14 protein-coding genes and 3 pseudogenes are annotated in these 17,469 nt (G+C 67.5%); 15 read left to right on the plus strand and 2 right to left on the minus strand.

What is annotated here, in order from left to right; genetic code table 11:
- Positions 1 to 145: 145 nt before the first annotated feature.
- From OG718_RS54590 to OG718_RS53735, 15 genes and pseudogenes are all read left to right on the plus strand, one after another.
- The gene (locus tag OG718_RS54590) at positions 146 to 631 is read left to right on the plus strand and encodes a hypothetical protein (RefSeq protein ID WP_443055393.1); all 486 of its coding nucleotides are present in this window, start codon (positions 146 to 148) and stop codon (positions 629 to 631) included.
- A pseudogene (locus OG718_RS53670) lies at positions 538 to 1,032 on the plus strand (hypothetical protein); the annotation flags it as partial. The gene OG718_RS54590 and the pseudogene OG718_RS53670, both read left to right, overlap by 94 nt.
- 168 nt (positions 1,033 to 1,200) lie before the next feature.
- The gene (locus tag OG718_RS53675; RefSeq protein WP_328842715.1) at positions 1,201 to 2,163 is read left to right on the plus strand and encodes an MBL fold metallo-hydrolase; all 963 of its coding nucleotides are present in this window, start codon (positions 1,201 to 1,203) and stop codon (positions 2,161 to 2,163) included.
- Between the two features lie 6 nt (positions 2,164 to 2,169).
- Positions 2,170 to 3,774, plus strand: coding sequence for an FAD-dependent monooxygenase (locus OG718_RS53680; RefSeq protein ID WP_328842714.1), 1,605 nt, complete (start codon positions 2,170 to 2,172; stop codon positions 3,772 to 3,774).
- A gap of 26 nt (positions 3,775 to 3,800) precedes the next feature.
- Entirely contained in the window at positions 3,801 to 5,006 is a 1,206-nt protein-coding gene (locus OG718_RS53685; RefSeq protein WP_328842713.1) for a homogentisate 1,2-dioxygenase, read from the plus strand.
- Positions 5,003 to 5,863 (plus strand): hypothetical protein, encoded by an 861-nt coding sequence (locus tag OG718_RS53690; RefSeq protein WP_328842712.1) that lies wholly within the window; start codon positions 5,003 to 5,005, stop codon positions 5,861 to 5,863. The genes OG718_RS53685 and OG718_RS53690 overlap by 4 nt, the downstream gene beginning before the upstream one ends.
- Positions 5,860 to 7,116, plus strand: coding sequence for a fumarylacetoacetase (fahA, locus tag OG718_RS53695; protein ID WP_443054851.1), 1,257 nt, complete (start codon positions 5,860 to 5,862; stop codon positions 7,114 to 7,116). Before OG718_RS53690 ends, fahA begins: the two co-directional genes overlap by 4 nt.
- Positions 7,117 to 7,136: 20 nt before the next feature.
- Positions 7,137 to 7,916, plus strand: a complete 780-nt coding sequence (locus OG718_RS53700; protein ID WP_328847655.1) for a CoA transferase subunit A — start codon at positions 7,137 to 7,139, stop codon at positions 7,914 to 7,916.
- Positions 7,916 to 8,575: a CoA transferase subunit B gene (locus OG718_RS53705; RefSeq protein WP_328842711.1), complete on the plus strand. Its 660-nt coding sequence runs from the start codon at positions 7,916 to 7,918 to the stop codon at positions 8,573 to 8,575. The genes OG718_RS53700 and OG718_RS53705 overlap by 1 nt, the downstream gene beginning before the upstream one ends.
- 221 nt (positions 8,576 to 8,796) lie before the next feature.
- The gene (locus tag OG718_RS53710; protein ID WP_328842710.1) at positions 8,797 to 9,717 is read left to right on the plus strand and encodes a methylenetetrahydrofolate reductase; all 921 of its coding nucleotides are present in this window, start codon (positions 8,797 to 8,799) and stop codon (positions 9,715 to 9,717) included.
- 12 nt (positions 9,718 to 9,729) lie between these two features.
- A complete protein-coding gene (folD, locus tag OG718_RS53715) occupies positions 9,730 to 10,596 on the plus strand; it encodes a bifunctional methylenetetrahydrofolate dehydrogenase/methenyltetrahydrofolate cyclohydrolase FolD (RefSeq protein ID WP_328842709.1) in 867 nt (288 codons plus the stop codon).
- Entirely contained in the window at positions 10,593 to 12,389 is a 1,797-nt protein-coding gene (pabB, locus tag OG718_RS53720) for an aminodeoxychorismate synthase component I (RefSeq protein WP_328842708.1), read from the plus strand. Before folD ends, pabB begins: the two co-directional genes overlap by 4 nt.
- A gap of 305 nt (positions 12,390 to 12,694) precedes the next feature.
- Positions 12,695 to 13,197 (plus strand): annotated as a pseudogene (gene folP, locus OG718_RS53725) (dihydropteroate synthase); the annotation flags it as partial.
- A gap of 225 nt (positions 13,198 to 13,422) precedes the next feature.
- A complete protein-coding gene (locus tag OG718_RS53730; protein ID WP_328847999.1) occupies positions 13,423 to 13,662 on the plus strand; it encodes a tyrosine-type recombinase/integrase in 240 nt (79 codons plus the stop codon).
- Positions 13,659 to 13,984 (plus strand): annotated as a pseudogene (locus OG718_RS53735) (helix-turn-helix domain-containing protein). The gene OG718_RS53730 and the pseudogene OG718_RS53735 overlap by 4 nt, the downstream one beginning before the upstream one ends.
- A gap of 659 nt (positions 13,985 to 14,643) precedes the next feature.
- Here the strand turns inward: OG718_RS53735 and OG718_RS53745 are convergent.
- Together OG718_RS53745 and OG718_RS53750 are read right to left on the minus strand one after the other, a co-directional pair.
- Positions 14,644 to 15,840, minus strand: coding sequence for a PTS fructose transporter subunit IIC (locus OG718_RS53745; RefSeq protein ID WP_328842706.1), 1,197 nt, complete (start codon positions 15,838 to 15,840; stop codon positions 14,644 to 14,646).
- A 221-nt stretch (positions 15,841 to 16,061) separates the two neighbouring features.
- Positions 16,062 to 17,276 (minus strand): hypothetical protein, encoded by a 1,215-nt coding sequence (locus tag OG718_RS53750; RefSeq protein WP_328842705.1) that lies wholly within the window; start codon positions 17,274 to 17,276, stop codon positions 16,062 to 16,064.
- Positions 17,277 to 17,469 lie beyond the last annotated feature (193 nt).

A 17,469-nucleotide genomic window follows, 5' to 3' on the forward strand; every position in this document is an offset into this window, starting at 1 on the left:
CATTGGAACCTTCCGGGAAGGCGGGCGTTCGTGAGTTTGATGTACGGCCGAACTCGATCCGGCGACCACCGGTGCCATCGGGGCCGAGTTCTCTCGGCAACGCGGAACTCTGGAGATGATTACCGGCGAGCACCTCGCGCACGGCATGCGCGTCAACTTCTCCGCCAAGCCCTTCAAGGTGGTGCCGTACCGCATCGCCCAGGCAGGTCGTCGATTCGACATGGCCGAGGTCGAACGGCTGGCGGGCCGCACACCGGCTTATGCTCATCGTTGCCGGGTGGTCGGCGTACACGCGACACCTGACTTCGCCGAGTTGCGCCGAATCGCGGGCCTGGTCGCTGCCGGTCCGCACCCGAACCCCGTGCCGCACGCCCATGTCTTGACGACCCCGACGCGCAAGACACCCGGTGGTCCGCGTGGTGATGTGGTCCACTCTGTGATGGATCTCGCCAGGAAGATGAACTCGGCAGTGCCACGGGCCGACAGGGCGGCCTGCCCGAGCATGCCATCGCGGCCGAGACTCGCCTCCAAGCTCGCTGCCCGGCCGGACTTCACGGAGTGGCAGGCACGCACGCTCGGGGGGCCGGGATCCTCGCTGACCGGCTGTCGGAGCCCGACGTCAGTACCGTGACACACGACACGGACGTTCATCTCGTCCTGGTGGACCTCCGGGACTCGGAGCTGGACGGACAGCAGGCCGAGGGCTGACTGCACCAGGCCGGCATCGCCGTCGGCCCCGACGCCGTGCCGTTCGACCCGCGCCCGCCGATGGTGTTCTCCGGGGTGCGGATCGGTACGCCGGCCCTGGCGGCACGGGGCTTTGGTGCCGACGAGTTCCGAGAGGTCGCCGACGTCCTCGCTGCGACGTCGCTGCCGGCCCTCGACGAGGCCGTCGCGCCGCGCGGGCAGTCGCTTCGCGCTCACGGACGCGGGTCAGGGCGCGATCTCGTGCAGTTGTCACGCCCGCAACGCGGACGGGTGCCCCGGGCCGAGTCGTTGACGCCCGCGGTAATGCGGGTTCGTCCTGTCTGAGCTGCGGAAACCGCTGGTCGGTGCAGCCGCGCCGGACGTCCGACGCCGCGACGACGTCCGGTGAGCGGAAACGTCGTAGTGCGGATTCTCAGGGTTCCCAGCGCAGCGATCATCGCCTAGCATAGTGAAATCGTAAAGGATTTTCTATCTGAATGGAGTGGTCCGAGTATGGCCACCAAATCGTTTGCGTCGTCGGCGGACACTGCCGCCAAGGAGCAGACCCTGGAGGTCCTCGCCGACGGTGTGTACGCCCTGACGGCGGAGGGGGACCCGAACCTTGGTGCGATCGAGGGCGAGGACTTCCTCGTGTGCTTCGAAGCGCTCGCCACACCGACCGCCGCACGGGAGTGGCTGGAAAAGCTGCGGGAGCACACCGACAAGCCGATCCGCTACCTGGTGCTGTCGCACTATCACGCTGTCCGCGTGTTGGGTGCGAGCGCGTTCGACGCCGAGGTGATCGTGGCGCACGAGAAGACGCGGGAACTCATTGCGGAGCGCGGCAAGCAGGACTGGGATTCGGAGTACGGCCGGATGCCGCGGTTGTTCAAGGATCCCGACTCGATCCCTGGGCTGACCTGGCCAACCGTCACGTTCAGCGACCGCTTCACGATCGACCTCGGCGGTGACCGAGGAGACTTGGTGCTCCAGTACTGCGGTCGGGGGCACACCGCCGGCGACATCGTGGCCTGGCTCCCCCAGAAGAAGATCCTCTTCGCGGGTGATCTCGTCGAGGCCCAGGCGGCGCTCTACACCGGCGACGCGTTCCACCGGGAGTGGGCGTCCACGACGCTCGACCGGCTCAAGGCACTCGGCGCCGAACAGGTGGTCGGGGGCAGGGGTGCTGTCGCGCGGGGGGCCGAGGCCGTCGAGGCTGCCATCGAGCAGACGCGTGGTTTCCTCGACACGATGATTACCGAGGTCGGCGCCGTGCGGGAACGCGGGGGCACGCTCAAGGAGGCGTTCGAGGCGACCCATGCGGCGCTGGCTCCCAAGTTCGGACACTGGCCGATCTTCGAGCACTGCCTTCCGTTCGACGTGGCACGACTGTGGGACGAGCTCTCCGGCATCGACTGGCCTGTCATCTGGACCGCGGAACGCGACCGCCAGGTGTGGGACCAGTTGCAGGGCTGAGGCGTCGTGGACAGTTCGACACCGCCGGTGCTCGTGATCGGCAACGGGCCGGTAGGCCAGACGGCGGCGCTCCTTCTCGCACGGTGGGATATCCCCGTTGTGCTGCTCGACGCCCGTCCGGCGCGAGACGCGATCGGCTCGAAGGCGATTTGCCAGCACCGCGACGTGCTCGACATCTGGGAGTCGGTCGGCGCCGGCGCGGAGATCGCCGCGGAGGGACTCACCTGGGGTATCGCGCGCACCTTTTACCAGGACAGCGAACTGTTCGCCATCCAGCTCCAGGATTCCGGTGCGTCGCCGTTCCCGCCGTTCGTGAACATCTCGCAGGGCCGGACCGAGGAGCTCCTCGACCGGCAGATCGCCGCTCAGCCGCTCATCGAGGTGCGTTGGGGACACCGGGTCACCTCACTGGAACAGGACGCGCGAGAGGTCCGCGTGGGCTGCGTGACCGACCAAGGGCCGGTCACGCTCACCGGGTCCTTCGCGGTGGCCTGCCCGGGAGCGCGCGGACAAGCGGTGCGCGACCTGCTCGGCGTCACCTTTGAGGGACGCACCTTCGGCGACCAGTTCCTCATCTGTGACATTCGCACCGACCTCCCCGGCTGGGAGCACGAGAGGCGGTTCTACTTCGACCCTGCGTGGAACCCAGGCCGACAAGTGTTGATCCACCCCTGCCCCGACTCGACCTTCCGGATCGACTGGCAGGTGCCCGACGGGTTCGACCTGGCAGTCGAGGAGGCAGGCGGCGAGCTCGACCGGCGCATTCGCGACGTCATCGGCGATCGCGACTACGAGATCGTGTGGAAGTCCGTCTACCGGTTCCACGCGCGCGTCGCGAACCGGATGCGTGTCGGCCGGGTACTGCTGGCCGGCGACGCGGCGCACCTGGTGGCACCTTTCGGTGCGCGCGGCCTCAACTCGGGCGTTCAGGACGCGGAGAACGCTGCCTGGAAGCTTGCCCACGTCCTGAACGGATGGGCACCCGAGCAGCTCCTCGAGAGCTATCACCTGGAACGCCACGCGGCGGCCGTGGAGAACCTCGACGTCACCGCGAACACCATGCGATTCCTGATCCCCCAGGACGAAGACGACTGGCGTCGGCGTCGTGACACGCTGGAGAGGGCACGCGTCGACCAGGCAGCCTGTGCCGAGGTCGATTCGGGCCGAATGGCCGAACCGTTCTGGTACGTCGACTCGCCCCTCACCACCCCTGACTACCGCGGCCCGTTTCCCGGAAGGCCTCCCAAGGGAGCGGTCCCGGCACCCGCGCCCGGCGTACTGGTGCCGGACGTCCCGGTCACCGTGACCGGGCGGCCCGAGGTGTCGCGTCTGCGCAACCTGGCCAGGTCCGGCGTCACCGTCCTGGTCGGCGACGACGCCCTCCATGTACTTGCCGATCTGGAGGCGCGGGCCTGGGCGCGGCCCGTGGCCGTGCATGCGATGTCATCGCTCGCGTCGAATCTCGGTGCGACCCTCGCCGCGCGCTCTCAGGAAGTGTGGGTGCTTCGGCCGGACGCGCACGTCGCCGCTGTCCTCGATGGCTCCGATGCCGGCGCCGTCTGGCAAGCGGTCGACCGTGCTCTCGCTGTCACAGCAACCGTCCTGGCCTGAGTCGCCACTTCCGAAGGAGACTTCCCATGGCTCACTACCAGAGCGTCGGCAGCGTTCCGTCCAAGCGCCATACCCAGCACCGGGATCCGGACGGCAACCTCTACTACGAAGAGTTGATGGGAGAAGAGGGCTTTTCCTCGGACTCCTCGCTGCTCTACCACGTTGGTGTTCCGTCGGCCATCATCGGGGCGCGCGAGTGGGAACTGCCCGATCTGACGACGGTGGCGAACAGCCCGCTGACTCCGCGTCACCTCCGTCTGCACGACCTGTTCCCCGGCCAGGGGTGGAAGGCCGTGGATGCCGTCACCGGGCGGCGTCTGGTACTCGGGAACGCAGACGTGCGGATCAGCTACGCGGCGGCTGGCGAGACCTCGCCGCTGTACCGCAACGCAACGGGCGACGAGTGTGTGTACGTCGAGGCCGGGACGGGGTCGGTGGAGACCGTGTTCGGAGACCTGGCCGTCGGCCCGGGTGACTACGTCATCCTGCCGCGAGCCACGACGCACCGCTGGGTGCCGAGTGGTGGCGTCCCGCTCCGGCTGTACGTCATTGAGGCGAACAGCCACATTGTGCCTCCGAAGCGGTACCTCTCTCGGCATGGGCAGTTCCTCGAGCACGCGCCGTACTGCGAGCGCGATCTCCGTCTGCCGGCGCACCCGCAGGTGGTCGACGAGCAGGACGTTGAGGTGTACGTCAAGCATCGCGGCACCGGCCCGGGCGGGCTTGCCGGAACGGTGCACGTGGTGCCGCGGCACCCCTTCGACGTGGTCGGCTGGGACGGCTGCCTCTACCCCTACGCCTTCAACATCAGCGACTTCGAGCCGATCACGGGACGGATCCACCAGCCGCCTCCGGTGCACCAGGTCTTCGAGGGGCACAACTTCGTCATCTGCAACTTCGTCCCGCGCAAGGTCGACTACCACCCGGAGGCGGTGCCGGTGCCGTACTACCACTCCAACGTCGACTCCGACGAGGTGATGTTCTATGTGGGGGGCGACTACGAGGCGCGCAAGGGCAGCGGTATCGACGTCGGGTCGGTCTCGCTGCATCCGGGAGGCCACTCGCACGGCCCGCAGCCGGGCGCCGTAGAGATGAGTCTGGGAATTGAGTTCTTCGACGAGCTTGCCGTTATGGTCGACACCTTCCGTCCACTCGAACTCGGCGAGGCCGGTCGAATCACTGACGACGGCGTGTACGCATGGTCGTGGTCCGGCCGGGGGGCACGGTCGTGAGCGCGCCAACCAGGGAAAAGCCGGCCGTCGGAGCGCTCTTCGATGCGCTGTTCGACGACGCGGCGATCTTCCCGCCGGGGGAGGCACCACTGCCCGAAGCCGTGCGCCGGCACCTCGCGTGGAAGGCGTCGGTCGACGCTCGTCACATCGGGCCGTTCGTGTGTGCGGCGACGCGGTGGGAGGAGCTCCGCGACGCGTTGCCCGACAAGACGGTTCTGGACGTCGCCCTCACGGTGCCCGGCGGTGTGGAAGACCTGGGCCGGGCAATCGCCGCGGCAACTGAGGAACGACGTGTCCGTGTCGTCGCTGTCGAACTGCCGTTGGCCGCCACCTCACTTCGGGCCGCGACGACGGTGAGTGACATGCTGCCCGAGAGCATGAGCGGGTATGTCGAGCTGTCACCGCACGATGTCGACGACACCGCCTGCGCGGCGTTGGCCACGGCTGGGCTCCGGCTCAAGGTCCGTACAGGCGGTTTGGCCACAACCGACTTTCCCGACGAGGACGTTCTGGCGGACCTGGTGCACCTGGCGGTACGGCACGGGCTGCCGTTCAAGGCGACAGCCGGCCTGCACCACGGGGTTCGGCACCGCGATCCCGTGACCGGGTTCGAGCACCACGGCTTCCTCAACGTGCTGCTCGCGACAGCGGCTGCCGCCGCACGAGCGACCGCACCACAAGTGCGCGACGTGCTGGCGCATCAGGACGTGCGCGCCGTCGGCGACGCGGTCCGGCGCCTTTCTCCAGAGGTCACCGCGGACGCACGTCGTTACTTCCGCTCCTTTGGGACCTGCAGCATCGAGGAACCTCTCGCCGACCTCAACGACCTCCGACTTCTCCAGGAGAAAGCCGCATGACCACGAGTGCGACCGACATGCCGTCGACGTGGCTCGGTCTGTCCGAAGACCACCCTTTCGGGCTCCAGACACTGCCCTATGGCGTTTTCGACGCCGGCTCCGGTCGGCGGGTCGGTGTGCGCATCGGCGAGTGCGTCCTGGATCTGGCTGCCGCGTGCGCGCGTTCGCGACGTATCGATGCGGGCCTCTTCGCCCGAGGCAGCCTGGATGAGCTGCTGGCTGCCGGCCCGGACACCTGGGCAGCGGTGCGTGGCGAGGTACGAACCTGGCTCAGTGACACGAATTATCGCACCGCACTCGAGCCGTTGCTGGTCCCGCTCGAAGATGTGACCATGTGCCTTCCGTTCACGGTCGGCGACTACGTCGACTTCTACGCGTCGGAACATCACGCGACCAACCTCGGGCGGATGTTCCGGCCTGACCAGGAGCCGCTGACACCGAACTGGAAGCACCTGCCCATCGGGTACCACGGCCGTTCCGGCACTGTGGTGGTGTCCGGCGAGCCGGTCTGGCGTCCACGAGGGCAGAGCCGTCGTCCAGACGGCGAGATCGTCGTCGGTCCGTCCACTCGCCTGGACATCGAGGTCGAGCTGGGCTTCGTGGTGGGTGCCCCGTCCCCGCGAGGGCGGGCCGTGCCGCTGGACGCGTTCGAGCAGCACGTGTTCGGCGTCTGCCTGGTCAACGACTGGTCCGCTCGCGACATCCAGGCGTGGGAGTATGTGCCCCTGGGTCCCTTCCTCGGCAAGTCGTTCGCCACGTCGCTCTCACCGTGGATCGTTCCGCTCGAGGCTCTTCAGGCTGCCAGGGTCCGGCCACCGGTACGCGATCCCCGGCCGGCGGCCTATCTCGATGACGCGGCCACGCCTTCATGGGGAATCGACATCGACTTCAAGGTGGCTCTGAACGGCCACGTGGTCTCACACCCGCCGTTCGCGTCGATGTACTGGACCGGCGCACAGATGCTGGCACACATGACGGTCAACGGCTCCTCACTGCGCACCGGCGACCTGTTCGCCTCTGGCACGGTGAGCGGGCCCGGGCGGGATCAGCGGGGTTCGTTCATCGAGCTCAGCTGGGGCGGGACCGAGCCGCTCATACTGCCGGACGGCACCACCAGGACGTTCCTCGAAGACGGCGACGAGGTGGTGATCTCGGCGACGGCTCCGGGACCGGACGGGACCATGATCGGCTTCGGCGAGGTGCGTGGGCGAATCGTCTCCGAGCCGGCCACCGCGGAGGGCGAGGCGCCGTGACTGATCGTGCGCGCAGGGGACTGGACAAGGCCGTCGGATCCGCTGCCGAGGCCGTCGCGGACATTGCCTCGGGTTCTTCCCTGGCGGTCGGCGGCTTCGGTCTGTGCGGCATCCCGGCGGCCCTGATCGAGGCTGTCCTCGACACTGGTGTCGACCGGCTCGAGGCCGTCTCGAACAACGCCGGTGTCGACGAATGGGGTCTGGGGCGATTGTTGTCCCGGGGACGGATTCGCCGGATGGTCGCGTCGTACGTCGGCGAGAACAAGGAGTTCGCACGGCAGTACCTCTCCGGCGAACTGGAGGTTGAGCTGACCCCCCAGGGCACCCTGGCGGAACGGCTGCGCGCCGGAGGATCGGGCATCCCTGCGTTCTACACGGCGACCGGTGTGGGCACGCAGGTCGCCGAGGGCGGCCTGCCGTGGAAGTACGACGCGTACGGCAACGTGGAGCTGGAGTCGCCCCCGAAGGAGATCCGGACGCTCGACACACCTGGCGGCGCCCGGGACTTCGTCCTGGAGCGGGCAATCGTGTGCGACTTCGGGCTGGTGCGTGCGTGGAAGGGCGATCGGCACGGCAACCTCGTCTATCGCGACTCCGCGCGCAACTTCAACCCGCTGGCAGCGATGTGCGGGCAGATCACGATCGCCGAGGTCGAGCACCTCGTCGAACCCGGCGACATCGATCCCAACGAAGTACACACGCCCGGCGTGTTCGTGCAGCGCGTGGTCGCTCTGACGCCGGACCAAGCCGCCGAAAAGCGGATCGAGAAGCGCACGGTGAGGGGAAGGAGCGAAGCCTGATGGCCTGGACGCGGGAACAGATGGCGGCCAGGGCTGCCTCGGAACTGACACACGGGTCGTACGTGAACCTCGGCATCGGTCTGCCGACTCTAGTGCCGAACCATGTCGCCGACGATGTCGAGCTCGTCCTGCAGTCTGAGAACGGCATTCTCGGTGTCGGCCCGTACCCGAACGACGGGGAGGAGGATCCCGACCTGATCAACGCCGGCAAGGAGACCGTCACCGTGCGGCGTGGCGCGTCGTTCTTCGACTCGGCCACGAGCTTCGGGATGATCCGCGGCGGCAAGATCGACGCAGCGATCCTGGGAGCGATGCAGGTCTCGGCGGCCGGGGACATCGCCAACTGGATGATCCCCGGGAAGATGGTCAAGGGCATGGGCGGCGCGATGGACTTGGTCCATGGCGCCAAGCGGGTGATCGTGTTGATGGAGCACGTCGCCCGAGACGGCAGCTACAAGATCGTCAAAGAGTGCTCCCTGCCCTACACCGGCAAGAGAGTCGTGCAACGCATCATCACCGACCTCGCCGTCATCGACATCACGCCACCGTCAGAAGGCGGGGGGCTCAAGCTGGTCGAACTCGCACCCGGCGTCACCGAGGACGAGGTCAAGGAGCAAACTGAGCCCCCACTTGGCATGGGCCTGAAGCACGGGCCATAGAAGGAATCTCGATACAGACCAGTCGACCTGCAGCGCGCCAGACTCCGTTCCACGACGTCATGGCGGAGCTCGGGGATCCGAGCTCACCCTGTTGTTCGGGCCGCTGCATCCCGTCGCCAGGGCATCACCACGGTTGTGTTCTGAAGTCATAGGCCACGAACCGCTCACCCCATGCAACGAGGACCCTGACCTGCCCGCTGACACCAGGAGAACCAGCCATCGTGAACCGTCTGCCCTTCACCCGGGACGCGGGCGTGCGCGCGGATCTGCGGCGCACCCTGGGACACCTCGGTTATGAGGTGATCCCGTTCAAGAAGACGGAGGAAGCGGTACTCACCCACGTGCCCATGAGCGTGCCGCTGACCGTGACCGTATCCCGCGCCAAGGGACAGGACGCGACCGTCGAACTCGCTGTCGCGCTGGCCGGTCACGGCTACTCGGTCTCGCCGCACCTGTCGGCCCACCAGATCCGCGACCGCGCCCACTTGGCGGAGATCGTGACCCGGTGCAGCGCAGCGGGTATCACCGGAGTCTTCGTCGTCGGCGGTGATCGCACCGGCACTCCGACGGCCTTCGCCGACGCGATGGAACTACTGCGAGCTCTGCACGAGATCGGCCACGGCTTCGCCGACATCGGTATCGGCGGTCACCCGGAGGGCCACCCGGAAGCGGACGACGAAGCGCTGTTCCAGGCGCTGAAGGACAAAGCACCCCTGGCTACCCACATCACTACCCAGATCGTCTTCGACCCCAAGGCCATCCTCGGCTGGGCCCGAGAACTGAGAAACCGCGGCATCGACCTGCCGGTGTATATCGGCGTGCCCGGCGCGGTCCACCGCCAGAAGTTGCTACGCATCTCCAGCGGGCTGGGTATCGGCCAGTCGGTGAAGTTCCTGAAAAAGCAGCAGAACCTGTTCTGGCGCTTCTTCCTGCCCGGCGGCTACCGGCCGGACGGCATCATCAACGGCCTGGCGCCCCACCTGGGCAAGCCCGAGAACACCATCGCCGGCTTCCACGTCTTCACCTTCAACGACCTCGAGCCCACCGAGGCCTGGCGCAAGCGCGCGCTGCGCGGCCTGGCGGTGCGCCCGCACCTGGAAAAGCGCGCGCTCCGCAACAGCAACACCACCACCGTCTTCTGAAAGGCAGCCTCCATGTCCGCTGAGCTGATCGATGGGACGACGACTGCGCGGCGAGTCCGCGAGGACATCGCGAAAAGCGTCGCCGAACTGGTCGCTGCCGGCGGGACCGTTCCCGGCCTGGCGACAGTACTCATCGGGGACGACCCTGCCTCGCACGTCTACGTCCGCAACAAACGACGAGCTTGCGCCGAGGTCGGCATCCGCGACCACCACCGGCATCTGCCCGCCGACGTCGACCAGGCCACCGCTGCGGCACTGATCGACGAACTCGCCTCTGACCCCGCTGTTTCCGGGATACTGCTGCAACTGCCCACCCCGGGCCACCTGGACGCGGAGGCACTGCTTGCCCTGATTCCGGCGGCCAAGGACGTCGATGGGCTGACCACCGCCAACGCAGGGCTGCTCGCCCAGGGGCGACCAGGGCTGCGCCCCTGCACCCCGTCGGGCATCATCGTGCTGCTCGATCAGTACGACGTTCCGCTGCGGGGCGCCGAAGTCGTCGTCGTCGGCCGCTCGGCCCTGGTCGGCAAGCCAATGGCCCAGCTTCTGCTGGAGCGCGACGCCACGGTGACGACGTGCCACTCCCGTACCCGGGACCTGTCGGCTGTCTGCCGCCGAGCCGACATCCTCGTCGTGGCCGCCGGCATTCCCGAGCTCATCGGCCCGGCCGCGGTCAAGCCCGGCGCGACCGTGGTCGACGTCGGCATTCACCGCCGCGACACCGGTCTGTGCGGCGATGTCGACACGGCCGCTGTCGCCGAGGTCGCCGCTCGGATCACCCCCGTCCCGGGCGGTGTGGGCCCGATGACCATCGTCATGCTGCTGGCCAACACGCTCACCGCCGCGCGACGCCAGCAGGGCATGGCCGGCCGGCCATGAGCCGGCCTTGGGCACGATTCGACGACCTCCGCACGGGCACGGCCCTGCGCTGCCCACCGCCGTTCCGGGTGCTGGCAGGGGAGCGCCCGGAGGACGTGCCCGCCATCCTCCGGCAGGTCGACGAGGCCACCGCCGAGGGCAGCTGGGCCTTCGGCTACGTGGCCTACGAGGCAGCCGCAGCCCTGGATCCCAAGCTGCCCGGTGGCTGGCAGCCGGGTCAGCCTCCGCTGATCTGGTTCGGACTGTGTGACGAGCCCGCCCGCGTCGAACCCGTGCGCCCCGAGGAGTCGTCCGCTTCCCGGGTCACCTCTTGGCGGCCGACCTGGAGTGACGCCGAGCATGCCAGCGCTGTGGCGTGCGTCCGTGAGCACATCGCTGCCGGTGAGACCTACCAGTGCAACCTCACGGACCGGATGCGCGCCACGCTTACAGAGACTCCCGAGGCGCTCTACACGCGCCTCGCTCTGGCACAGCGGGGGGCGTACAACGCCTACCTCGATCTCGGTGAGCACGTCATCGCAAGCGCCAGCCCCGAACTGTTCTTCGAATGGGCCGACAGTGAGGTCCGCACACGGCCGATGAAGGGCACCGCCCCCCGGGGCCGCACCATCGCCGAGGACGCCCGCCAATCCCGTGCGCTCCGGACCAACAGCAAGGAACAGGCCGAGAACCTCATGATCGTCGACCTTCTACGCAACGACCTCGGCCGGATCGCCGAGCACGGCAGCGTGCGGGTGGACGAGCTGTTCACACTCGAGCGGTATCCGACCGTCTGGCAGCTGACCTCACAGGTCAGCGCTCGGCTACCGCCCGGCACAGGCCTGCTGGACATCTTCCGGGCCCTGTTCCCGTGCGGGTCGGTCACCGGCGCCCCCAAACGGCGCACCATGCAACTGATCAGCGAACTGGAACCGGGCCCCCGCGGCGTCTACTGCGGGGCCATCGGACTGGTCGCTCCACCGACCGCGCCGGTGCGCGCCCGGTTCAGCGTGGCCATCCGGACCGCGTTTGTGGACCGGATGTCGGGCCGGGCCGTCTACGGCGTCGGCGGCGGGATCACCTGGGGCTCGGAACCGGGGCCCGAGCGCGCCGAGGTGCACGCCAAGGCGGCAGTGCTGGCACACGACTCCGGCGACCACCAACTGCTGGAATCCATGGCCTTTCATCCCTTGACGGGTTTGCGCAACCACGCGCGCCACCTCGCGCGGATGGCCGACTCGGCTGCCTGGTTCGGTTTCAGCTTCGACCAGGACACCGTCCAGAACCGCATCCAACGTGCCCTCGAAGGGCGAACCGAACCCACTTGTGTGCGGGTACTTCTGGGACGGACCGGCGATGTCACCGTCGATGTGCAAGACCTTGAACCGGTCATCGCCCGCCCTGTACTCCTCGCCGTGGACGACGAGCCCGTCGACAGACGCAGTGCGTGGCTGCAGCACAAGACGACCCGTCGTGACCCCTACCTCACGCGTACCCTGCGGCATCCGGACGCCGACGATGTCGTGCTGGTCAACGAGGACGGCGACATCACCGAGACGACCGTCGCCACGCTCGCGGTCCGGCTCGGCGGCCGCTGGTGGACGCCGCCGACTTCATCGGGCTGCCTACCGGGAGTCGAACGCGCCCGTCTGCTCGACCTCGGACGCCTGCAAGAGCGTCGGCTCCACGTCCGCGACCTGCGGGAGGCAGAGGCGATCGCCGTGGTCAGTTCACTGCAGGGCTGGCGGCAGGCACTCCTTCTCGGCTCCGTGGCAGGGGTCGCCGGCACGGGACGGAAAGTAGTGCGCCGATGATCAGGGTGCCGAGCCTAGGCAACCGCTCCGCCCAGAAGGAGCGATGGCTGCGAGGAACTCGGTTACCCGGCCGGGAGGAAGCGGCTGCCAAACGGCGACCGGGCAGTCCAGACCCGCTCGTCTCGCGCCCCCCGACACAGGCCGGGCCGCGACCGGCGGTGAGATCCGAGCCTCGCTGGTCGCCGGGAAGCCGCCCACTGGACACCTGCGTATCCGCCAAGCCCAGAAGCCGCACTGCGATGCTGCTGACCACTGACTCAACCAGGACCGTTCCGGTATCGACCCGGCCGCAACAGTGCCGGGTCATGGGCATCTTCAACGTCACCCCGGACTCGTTCTCCAACGGCGGACGTTTCCAGGACACGGCGCGGGCAGTGGTGCACGGCCTGCGGATGACTGCGGCAGGAGCCGACCAGGTCGACATCGGCGGTGAATCGACTCGCCCGGAGCCGACCGTGTGCCGACTGAGGAGGAGCTCCGCCGCGTGCTGCCGGTCGTGACCGAGTTGGCCAGGGCAGGCGTCGCCGTGAGCATCGGCACCACGCGTGTCCGAGGCGCAGAGGCTGCCATCGCCGTCGGCGCCGTTCTCGTCAGCGGCGGACTGGCCGACCCCGCCATGGCCACTGTGGTCGCCGATGCGGGCGTCCCCTGGGTACTGACGCACTGGCGCGATCACAGCCGGCAGATGTACGCCGCGGCACACTACGACGACGTCGTCGCGGACGTCCGGCGCGAGCTGCTGACCCGGGTCGAAGCCGCCCTTGCTGTCGGCGTCGCACGCGAGCAGCTCGTTCTCGACCCCGGTCTCGGCTTCGCCAAGTACCCTCCGCACGATCTCGCCCTGCTCTCCAGGCTGAGCACCATCAAGTACCCGATCGATGAGATAAACCGGCCGTGTGGGAGCGAAGACGCTCGGCTTCGGATTCCGCCGAACACTGACGAAGTCGCCGCCTTGTTCACCAGCGGGGGCGGCGACTTGGCGACCTGCCGCAAGTTCGGTCCCACGGCCCGCAATTACGTGGCCGCCAAGCTGATGGCCGAGGTCGGACTGCGGGTCTGGGTGGACAAGTTGACTCCGCACGTCCTTCAGCACTTCTGCGCGTCCGAGCTGTACTTGAACGGCCTGGATCTCATCTCGATTCAGGAAGTCTTGGGCCATTCGTGGACTGCCACGACGATGCGATACATCCACGTGCACCGCACGCGGGTCGAGGATGCCTGGGTGGCCGGGCACGAACGAGCCGCTCGGCAGCTGGAAGGTCTGGTCCGATGAGGTGGAACCTGCGACTGACCGTGGCGAACCGGGGCGTCTGGAAGGCGCCTGAACTGCAACGGAGCCTGGCCAAGCACGGCCTGGTGAGCTCGGCGGGGAAGATGTCCGGGCTGTGGTCCGGACAGCCGGTCTCCCTCAAACTCGATGACCTCGACGTGATCTGCGTGGTCCTCGGCTGTGAGACCGGCGAGTTGCTGATTCCCGAGCCGCAGTAAGTGCCCGGCCCGGCCAGGAGGCCGAGCCGACACCAGCAGTCGCCGGCGGGACGGCGCCCGCCGTGGTGCCTCGGCGTCGTGACGGCCGATCCTTTCCCTTGACCTGACGGGCGATCAACGTTGACACCGCCCAGAGCGGACAAGCCGCCTGCCTCGTGCAAGATCTGCTTTTCCCGAGGACAGCTGCCCGGACATTCCTGCAAAGCCTGCTATTGATCAGAAACTCAAATGGTTCTCTTCGAGGGGTGTAGCGGACGTGGGGGCCGCCGAAGTAGCCGCGGACGATGTGGGGCTGGCGCTGGCGGCGGTGGAAGAACCTGCGGGGCTCGGCTGCGAGTTGGGCCTGGTTGCGGGCCCAACTGTCCCGCCACCGCCTGCCGGTTGACCTCCGGCAGCGCCGCCCACACCTGCCCGTCCGGCACCACCGGAATCGTCTTCTGGGGCCGGCGTCACTGTCGTTGCGCATGACGACCTGTTCCCCTCGTCGCTCAGCCGGCCCCGCAACCGTTGGCCACAGCGGCCAACCGCTGCAGGCCCTCACGGCCGATTATCGGCCTCCGCTCACTGCTTTGATTTTCCATAAGCGCAGTGTGCTTGGGCGATGGAGCGGACATTCGCCTGGCTGGGACGGTGCCGCCGCCTGTGAAAGGACGTGCACCGCCTCGCAAGACAGCCCGCTGACGGGCTTTTCAGACGTCCTCTGCTCCTCGCCGTCGTGGCGGCGCTAGCAAGGGGCCTCCCAGGCTTGACGCCGGATGAGCTGGGCTCAGCCCGCCACCGAGGTCTTCCCGCGGTCGCGGCGGGGGACGGCAGGTGTGATGGTCTTGGCCGGTGAAGTGCGATGCAAGCTTTTGAGGGCGATCGTGAGGCTGGCGGTGGTCAGCACACCGGCGGCTATGACCGCGGCGAGTAGTAGCGGCCTACCGAACTGTCCGGCGGCGAAGACGCCGCCGTACGGCAGGCTGAGAGTGGTACCGAAGGTCATGGCCAGGGCACCGGTGACGGCACCGCCCGCCATCGAGGCCGGAATCACCCGCAGGGGATCCGCAAGCGCGAACGGGACGGAACCCTCGGGGATGAAGGCCGCGCCGAACAACCAGGACGTCTTTGCGTAGTCCCGCTCGGCCTCGGTGAATAGCTTGCGGCGTACGAGGGCAGCCAGCGCTAGGCCCAACGGGGGAACCATGCCGGCCGCCACGACCGTGGCCATGATGGTCATGTTGAGCGTGTTGAACTTCGACGGGTCGGGACCGTTTACACCGACCATGGCGAAGGCGACGGCAGCCTTGCTGATCACCCCGCCGAGGTCGGAGCAAACCATGAGGCCGAGGATGAGCCCGAGCAAGGGGGCGCTCTCGAATTGCAGTCCGGCCAGCTGCCCGTGCAGCCATTCGGTCATGGACGTGAGCTGTGCTCCGATCAACGCGAAGATCACCAGCGAGGTCGTCACGGTGGCCAGCAGCGGGAACAGCACGGTGGAGGTGATGCCACGCAGCGCCGGTGGGACGGACATACGCTGCAGGGCCAGAGTGGCCGCACCGGCGACCAGCCCGGCGACCAGCCCGGCGAGGGCGCCGCCCTCGATCCCCACTGCAGCCATGCCGCCGAGGAACCCGGGGACAACTGCGGGCCGGTCGGCCATGCCGTAGGCGACGTAAGCGGCGACGAGCGCAGGGAGGAAGGCCAGCCCGCTGAGGCCGACCTTGAGCAGCAACGCGGCCCAGGTCAGGGGTTGGCTCCAGTCGCCGGTGTACAGGGCCTGGGAGGCCGATTCGGCGATGCGAGGACCGCTGATTGCCAGAGCCAGGACGACCAGCAATGCGGAGAGCGCGGTGAAGGCTCCGATGTACGGGGTCCCGGACACCAGCCATCTGCTGAGCCTGATGCCGATGTGTCGGCTCCGGGAGTCACTGCGGTTCATGGGGGTGGCCGGCGCGGTGGTGCGGTTATGGGGGTGGGACATGGTGAAGCTCCAGATGTCTGCGACGCCGCCGTGCAGGCGGCTGGGGCCACGACGGACCGGTGGTGGGCTGGTGTGACGTCTGCGCCCAGGCCTGTCGGGAAGGGATGCCGGCTCGTGAGTGTGGGAGCGTGGCGAGGCGGAAGGTTTCCGGGCGGTGCCGGCTGTCCCCAGGCAGCCGGCACCCGTATCTCCGTCAGCGTCTGCCGGGCTGGCTCAGTGGCTCACCGGGTCATGAGGGAGAGATCCGTCGTGGAGCTGATCTTGTTCCAGTTCACGCCGACCATGTGCGGCGTGCAGCAGTCACTCCACACGATGCCTGCATGCATGCCGACAATCCACGCAGCCGAGTTGGTTTGGTCGGTCGTGTAGATGGGGGCGCCGGAGTCCCCGACTTCCGTCCTGTTCCCGTTGTTGTAGGAGGGCCAGTTGGTCCCTCCCCGGTCGTAGAGGAAACCCCTGCCATCACTGATGCACACGGTAGTGCCCGACCAGCAGACGGAGTAGCTCGTGTTGGAGATCGGGTGACCGCAGTGGTTGTACGTCGCAGCACCGCTCACACACACCTTCAGGTTGGAGGCGACCCACGCCGTCCCGTGCACAAAGTGGGTTTGGCTGCTGGTGTCGTAGCCGCCTGTGTGGATGTAAGAGTCGTACACCGGTCCCAATAGAGTTTCCGTGTCAAATGTCGTCCACCGCGCAACGACCGTTCCCACCCATTGGCCATTGGACCAGTCTGTCCTGCGGTTGTAGACCTGAGCGCTGGTGTCGTAGCAGTGTGCTGCGGTCAGCATGTATTCGTTGCCGGATAGTCTCGACCTGACAGCGAACCCGGCGGTGCACCCACCTTTTCCAGGTGATATCAATGCAATCCCGCCATAGAAGGGGGACCATGAGTTGAACCGGATGCCGGCCTGGGGTTCGAAGCGAGCGGAGCGCACCTCGATCGCGCCGGGGTACGCGTTGCGCAATGACTCCGTGGCCGACGCTGGAGCATCGGTGTCGACGACCACCTTGTCTTTCCGTCCGTCGTACTGAACGCCGACGCTGTACGTGTCCGCGTCACTGTGCCACTTGCGCGCCGTCACTGTTTTCTGGATCTTTTCCAACTTTTCCCTGGTGAATTTGCTGGTCTTGACGGCGACGTTCATGCCGGACGGGATTGCCGCCTCAACCTTGGTTTTCTCCCCGGCGGACGTGTCTGCCGGCAGCGTCAGTACCGGGTCGGAGTCCCCGAAGACGCCGAGCGCGGAATGGGCATCAGCGGCCTTGCCGAGCTGCTTCCACTGCGCCTGACTCGGCTCGCTCGAAGGCTCCGTGGCGGAAGCCGCGGTCGGGGTGGCAGGGAAAGCCACCGCCGAGTGGACAGGACCTGCCAGTGCCGCCACCATCGCGGCGGCACTGGCGAGTAGCACCCCAACGCGGCGCTTCGATCTCATTACTGATCTCATCTTCTTCCTTTTGTCACGCGATGATCACGAAATGGATCCATTGCACTGCAACTCCGAAGGAGACTGTTTCCTGATCACCTTTATGCGATGCACTTCTCCCTTTCAGGCAATGCAGCGCATGCAAGGGATTCAGCAGGTTCGAAGGTGCGTACAGAATTCCATAAACGGAGCAGCATTCGCC

Source organism: Streptomyces sp. NBC_00258, assembly GCF_036182465.1.
Lineage (GTDB): Bacteria > Actinomycetota > Actinomycetes > Streptomycetales > Streptomycetaceae > Streptomyces.

What these genes read in the sequence shown, in the direction of transcription:
- OG718_RS53730 (WP_328847999.1), top strand. Translation starts at nt 13,423, where the DNA reads ATGGCCGAGGTCGGACTGCGGGTCTGGGTGGACAAGTTGACTCCGCAC.
- folD (WP_328842709.1), top strand. Translation starts at nt 9,730, where the DNA reads ATGTCCGCTGAGCTGATCGATGGGACGACGACTGCGCGGCGAGTCCGC.
- OG718_RS53750 (WP_328842705.1), bottom strand. Translation starts at nt 17,276, where the DNA reads ATGAGATCGAAGCGCCGCGTTGGGGTGCTACTCGCCAGTGCCGCCGCG.
- OG718_RS53745 (WP_328842706.1), bottom strand. Translation starts at nt 15,840, where the DNA reads ATGTCCCACCCCCATAACCGCACCACCGCGCCGGCCACCCCCATGAAC.
- OG718_RS53705 (WP_328842711.1), top strand. Translation starts at nt 7,916, where the DNA reads ATGGCCTGGACGCGGGAACAGATGGCGGCCAGGGCTGCCTCGGAACTG.
- OG718_RS54590 (WP_443055393.1), top strand. Translation starts at nt 146, where the DNA reads ATGCGCGTCAACTTCTCCGCCAAGCCCTTCAAGGTGGTGCCGTACCGC.
- OG718_RS53675 (WP_328842715.1), top strand. Translation starts at nt 1,201, where the DNA reads ATGGCCACCAAATCGTTTGCGTCGTCGGCGGACACTGCCGCCAAGGAG.
- fahA (WP_443054851.1), top strand. Translation starts at nt 5,860, where the DNA reads ATGACCACGAGTGCGACCGACATGCCGTCGACGTGGCTCGGTCTGTCC.
- OG718_RS53685 (WP_328842713.1), top strand. Translation starts at nt 3,801, where the DNA reads ATGGCTCACTACCAGAGCGTCGGCAGCGTTCCGTCCAAGCGCCATACC.
- pabB (WP_328842708.1), top strand. Translation starts at nt 10,593, where the DNA reads ATGAGCCGGCCTTGGGCACGATTCGACGACCTCCGCACGGGCACGGCC.